This is a genomic window from Corynebacterium sp. (assembly GCF_012837295.1).
GTDB lineage: Bacteria > Actinomycetota > Actinomycetes > Mycobacteriales > Mycobacteriaceae > Corynebacterium.
This window is the reverse complement of record NZ_DURI01000288.1, coordinates 1-5,038: the sequence shown is the minus strand read 5'-3', so window position 1 is coordinate 5,038 and position 5,038 is coordinate 1. Positions and strand designations below refer to the sequence as shown.

The 5,038-nt window shown below is 73.0% G+C and carries 5 protein-coding genes and 1 pseudogene; all 6 read left to right on the top strand.

Translation table 11 applies throughout. The annotated features are described in order from the left end of the window. Window positions 1-183 (top strand): annotated as a pseudogene (locus tag GX015_RS09370) (hypothetical protein); the annotation flags it as partial. An 88-nt stretch (window positions 184-271) separates the two neighbouring features. Further along, window positions 272-1,876: an ABC transporter substrate-binding protein gene (locus GX015_RS09365; protein ID WP_046649571.1), complete on the top strand. Its 1,605-nt coding sequence runs from the start codon at window positions 272-274 to the stop codon at window positions 1,874-1,876. Window positions 1,877-1,917: 41 nt separating this feature from the next. After that, the gene (locus tag GX015_RS09360) at window positions 1,918-2,868 is read left to right on the top strand and encodes an ABC transporter permease (protein WP_291344622.1); all 951 of its coding nucleotides are present in this window, start codon (window positions 1,918-1,920) and stop codon (window positions 2,866-2,868) included. Further along, a complete protein-coding gene (locus tag GX015_RS09355; protein ID WP_120983728.1) occupies window positions 2,865-3,671 on the top strand; it encodes an ABC transporter permease in 807 nt (268 codons plus the stop codon). The genes GX015_RS09360 and GX015_RS09355 overlap by 4 nt, the downstream gene beginning before the upstream one ends. Further along, entirely contained in the window at window positions 3,668-4,408 is a 741-nt protein-coding gene (locus tag GX015_RS09350; protein ID WP_291344619.1) for an ATP-binding cassette domain-containing protein, read from the top strand. The genes GX015_RS09355 and GX015_RS09350 overlap by 4 nt, the downstream gene beginning before the upstream one ends. 10 nt (window positions 4,409-4,418) lie before the next feature. After that, window positions 4,419-5,038 (top strand): ATP-binding cassette domain-containing protein (locus GX015_RS09345; protein ID WP_291344617.1); only part of this gene is annotated, 620 nt, incomplete at its 3' end.

The following is a 5,038-nucleotide window of genomic DNA, read 5'->3' as shown; positions in this document are numbered from 1 at the left end:
GCGGAGCGGGGACGCGGCCTGGTGGTCGCGCCGCTGTTCACCGCGCCGGGTCTGCTGTGGGACCTCGCCGTGCGCGGCGTCGCCGGGCGGGCGGCGGTGGCCGAGCCCCTGGGCACGCTGCTGTGCGACGTCGTGGCCTCGCGCTGGGGATCCTGCGTCGGCGCGACCAGGTGCGCGGCGTAGGCGGCCGGCCCCGGCTTTCGCCCAACCAGCGATAACCGAACTGTTAACCTCCTGATGGATCATTCTCGGGTGCGGGAGGTGCGGTCGCATGGCCGGCAAGAAGTCGAGGGCCATGGGCGGGGCGATCATCGCGTCGGCCGTGCTGGCCATCGCCGCATGCGGTGCCCCGGGCGTCACCGCCGACGCGTACCCGCAGCAGGTGAAGCTCGCGGAACGGGTCGCCGTCGATAATTTTCATCCCGCCTCGGGCTACGGCCAGGCCGGCGTCAGCCCGATCTACGACGGGCTGCTGCGCCCGGAACCGGCCGGAGGCCCGGACGTCATCCCGGACCTCGTCCCCGCGCTCGCGGCGGGCGAACCGGAGCCCGATGCCGACGCCGGCGAGTGGACCGTGAGACTCCGCGAGGGCGTGACGTTCCACGACGGCTCCGCTTTCGATGCCGCGGACGTCAAGGCGACCTACGACGTCGCCCGCGATGCGGCGGCCGGGTCGAAGGTGGCCCACGATTACGACCTCATCGACGATGTCGCGGTCGTCGACGAACACACGGTGACCTTCACGCTCGCGTACCCCTACGGCGCTTTCCGGTCCCGGCTGACGCTGCCCATCGCGCCGTCGGAGTTGGTGGGGGAGGGTTCCGTCGCCGACGGGCCGCTGGGGGAGAAGCCCGTGGGCACCGGCCCGTACCGGGTGACCGAACGCGGCGGCGACATGGTCCGCTATGCCGCGAACCCCGACTACTGGGGCGGGAAGCCCGAGGTCGGCGAGATCGTGGTGACCGTCGCCGCCGACGACGCCGCCCGCGCCCACCGCGTGGCCTCCGGCGAGCTCGACGGTGCGCCCGTGCCGGCGTCGGTGGCGACGAGCTTCGAGGGCCGCGAGGGCATCGAGGTCCATTCCGCCGCCACCGCGGATTGGCGCGGGATTTCCCTGCCGAAGCACCCCTTCCTGGAGGATCCGGCGGTGCGCCGGGCACTGAACGTCGCCGTCGACCGCGAGGCGATGGTCGCCGGCCCGTTGAACGGCCATGGCCGCGCGATGTCCACCGCCATCCCGGAAATGTACGGCGACGCGCACGACCCGGGCGCCGTGTTCCGCCATGACGTCGCCGCCGCCGAACGCATGCTCGACGACGCCGGCTGGCGCAGGGGACCCGATGGCGTGCGGACGAAGGACGGCGTCCGAGCCGAAATCCCGCTGTACTACGTCGGCGAGGACACCCAGCGCCGCGACCTGGGCATCGAGTTTTCGGCGCAGATGGCGCGCATCGGCGTCAGCTTCCCCACCCGCGCCTCCACGTGGGACGACATCACCCCGCGCCTGGGCGAGGCCGCGGCGGTGCTCGGCGGCGGATCGGCGCCGTGGGACCCGGACATGATGTCCCACGACCTCTTCCACACCCGCGGGGCGGGCACCTCCGAATACGACAATCCCGGCGACTACGGCAGCGCCGAACTCGACGCGAAGCTCGACGAGGCCCGCCGCGCCACCGACGACGCCGAGCGTGCCCGCCTGTACCGCGAGGTCCAGCAGCTGTACGTGGACGACCCGTCGAGCATCTTCCTGGCCACCGTCGATCACGTGTACCTGGCCAAGGAGAACCAGTGGGACAAGGGCCCGCTCATCCTCGAGCCGCACATCCACGGTGCGATCTGGGGCCCGTGGTGGAATCTGCGGGATTGGCGGAAATGAAGCCCGCGGTGAAGCGAGACAACCTCGACGGCCTCGGCCGCATGGTCGCGATGCGCACGGCGATCATCGCCGCGACGACGGTGCTCGTTTCCTTCGCCATGTTCGGCCTGGCGGCGCTGTCGCCGTTCGATCCCCTGGCGTCCTATCTGGGCACGACCTACGCGGAGCTCACCGAGTCCGAGCGTGCCGGCGTCGCCGCGGCCATCGGTGCCGACCTGCCCTGGTGGCGCCAGTGGTTCGATTGGGCAGCGGGAGTCATCACCGGCGACCTGGGGTATTCCCGCACTTTCGGGCGCCCCGTCGCCGACGTGCTGGCCGAACGCCTGCCGTGGACGATCCTGCTGTCGGCCACGGGTCTGACCGTCGCCGTCGCCGCCGCCGTGGTGTTGGGCCTGTGGGCGGGGCGTCGCCCGGGCGGCCTCGTCGACCGCGTGATCGTGGCGTTGGGCGTGTTCCTGGCCGCGACGCCGTCGTTCATCTATGCCCTCGGCGTGGTCCTGGTCTTCGCGGTTACCTTGCGCGTCATCCCGGCCGGCGGCGCGGCGCCGATCGGGGAGCAGCCGTCGCTCGCCTCGATCGGCCCGTACCTCATCGCCCCGGCGCTCGTGCTGGCGGTGACGCAATTGCCTTGGCCGCTGCTGGCCGTGCGGCAGGCGACGGTGGAGGCCATCGGCTCCGACGCGGTGGAAAACGCCCGCGCCCGCGGCGTGCCCGCAGGCGTCGTGCTGCGCCGCCACGCCGCGCCGATGTCGCTGATGCCGCTGGTCACCCTGGTCGGCGGGCGACTGTCGGAGCTCGTCGTCGGCGCCGTCATCGTCGAGGCGGTGTTCGGCTGGCCGGGGCTGGCCGAGGCCACGGTGGCCTCCGCGAAGGACGTCGACTTCCCGCTGCTCGCCGTGACCACGGTGCTGACCACCGTCCTGGTCATGGGCGGCAGCCTCGTCTCCGACGTCGCCTACAAGATCCTCGACCCGAGGGTGAGGGACGTATGAGGAATCTCCGTTTCCTCCCGCTGGCCGCGCTGCTGCTCTACGCGTTCCTGGTGCCGCTGCTCTGGCCCGAGCCGACGGCCGATTTCTCCCGCGCCCTGCTCCCGCCCGGCGGCGATTGGATCGCCGGCACGGACCATTACGGCTTCGACCTGTGGTCGCGCACGGCCGCGGGCCTGCGGACGTCGCTGTTCATCGGCCTTATCTCGGCGTGCGCGGCGACGGCCATCGGCATGATCGTGGGTCTGGCCGCCGCGGCGCGGGGCGGCTGGGTCGACCGGGTGCTCATGCGCGGCACCGACGCGGTCAATTCGATCCCGCATCTCATCCTCTCCGTGGTCATCGTCGCGTTGTTTCGCGGGTCCGTCGCCGCTCTGGTGCTGGCCATCGCCTTGACGCATTGGCCGCAGGTCGCCCGCATCGTGCGGTCGACGGTGCTGTCGGTGCGCGAATCCGAGTACGTCGCCGCCGCCCATGGGGCCGGTGCGACGGGCCGTTCGGTGGTCGCCGGCCATCTGCTTCCGGTTGCGGCGGGCCAGGCGGTCATCGCCGTCGCCATGCTCGTGCCGCATGCGGTGTGGCACGAGTCGGCGCTGTCCTTCCTGGGCCTGGGCCTGCAGCCGGATCAGCCGTCGCTGGGCACCCTGCTCGACCAGGCCCGCGCGGACATCATGACCGGCGCCTGGTGGACGCTGGCGGTCCCCGGCGCGGTGCTCCTCGCCGCGTCCCTGTCCCTGTTGGCGCTGGTGCCCCGAAACGTGCTGCTTGGCGACGCCCACGCCCCCGCCCGAAAGGCCGCCCCATGAGTGCCGCGCCCATCGCCGGCGTCGCGAACCTCACCGTCTCCGTCGGCGGCGAGGACATCGTCACCGACGCCACCGTCGCCCTGGCGCCGGGCCGGGTCCACGGCCTCATCGGCGGGTCCGGCGCCGGCAAGTCGACCATCGGCCGCGCCATCGCCGGGCTGCGGCCCACCGGCGCCCTCATTACCGGGGAGATCGTCGGCGAGGGCTCGGCCGGTTACGTGCCGCAGTCTCCCGCGTCGTCGTTCACTCCCGTGCGGCGGCTGGGGCCCCAGGTCGCCGAAGTGCTGCGGGCCAATGGAGGGGACGGCCGGGGCGTCGTCAAGCTGCTCGACCGCGTGCACCTGCCGCCCGGCACGGCCCGCATGTTCCCGCACCAGCTGTCCGGCGGCATGGCGCAACGCGCTGCGATCGCCGCCGCGCTGGCGACCGGGCGGCGCGTGCTCATCGCCGATGAGCCGACCAGCGCCCTCGACCCGGAGCTGACCGCCGGGGTGCTCGGGCTGCTGCGCGAGGTCGCCGACGAGGGGATCGCCGTGCTGCTGATCAGCCACGACACCGAGGATCTGCGCGTGGCTGGGCTTTGCGACGAGCTGTCCGTGATGCGGCGCGGCCGCATCGTCGAGCACGGCCCCGCCGAGCGCGTCTTCGGCGACCCCGGCCACGACTACACCCGCGCGCTGCTCGCCGCGCTGCCCTCCGGCGGCATGCGGCTGACCGCGCCGTACGAGAGGGGTTGAGATGGCGCCCGTGACCCCCGCTTCGCTGTCCGCCCGCGGCATCTCCGTCGCGTTCGGCGGCCGGACCGTGCTCGACGACGTCTCGCTCGACGTGGCGCCGGGACGCATCGTGGGCCTGGTCGGGCCCAGCGGCTCCGGCAAATCGACCCTGGCGAAGGTGATGTCCGCAAGGTTGATCCCGGATTCCGGCGAGGTCGCCGGCGGCGGCCCCGTGCGCGTGGCCATGATCGGCCAGGCGCCCCGCGACGCCTGCGACCCCCGGTGGACGTTGCGGCGGACCATCGGCGAGCCGTTCCGGATCGCGGCGGGCGGGCGCATCGGGCGCGAGGCGTCCGGGGAGCGCGCCGCCGTCGACGCCGCCGCGGAGTCCGTGTTCCTCGACGCCGACCTGCTGGAGCGCAGGCCCGCAGCGGTGTCGGACGGTCAGCTGCAGCGGGCCGTCATCGCCCGCGCGCTCGTGCAGGACCCGGCCTTCCTCATCTGCGACGAGCCGACGTCCATGCTCGACCCGATCACCTCCGCGGGCGTCGTGGCGGTGCTGCGCGAGCGTGCCGACGCCGGCGTCGGGGTGCTGTTCATCTCCCACGACCACCGGTTGCTGGCGGCCGTGGCGGACGAGGTGGTGGAGCT

Excerpts from the sequence above, each read along its gene's own strand:
- GX015_RS09365 (WP_046649571.1), top strand. The coding sequence starts at position 272 with ATGGCCGGCAAGAAGTCGAGGGCCATGGGCGGGGCGATCATCGCGTCG.
- GX015_RS09360 (WP_291344622.1), top strand. The coding sequence starts at position 1,918 with ATGGTCGCGATGCGCACGGCGATCATCGCCGCGACGACGGTGCTCGTT.
- GX015_RS09355 (WP_120983728.1), top strand. The coding sequence starts at position 2,865 with ATGAGGAATCTCCGTTTCCTCCCGCTGGCCGCGCTGCTGCTCTACGCG.
- GX015_RS09350 (WP_291344619.1), top strand. The coding sequence starts at position 3,668 with ATGAGTGCCGCGCCCATCGCCGGCGTCGCGAACCTCACCGTCTCCGTC.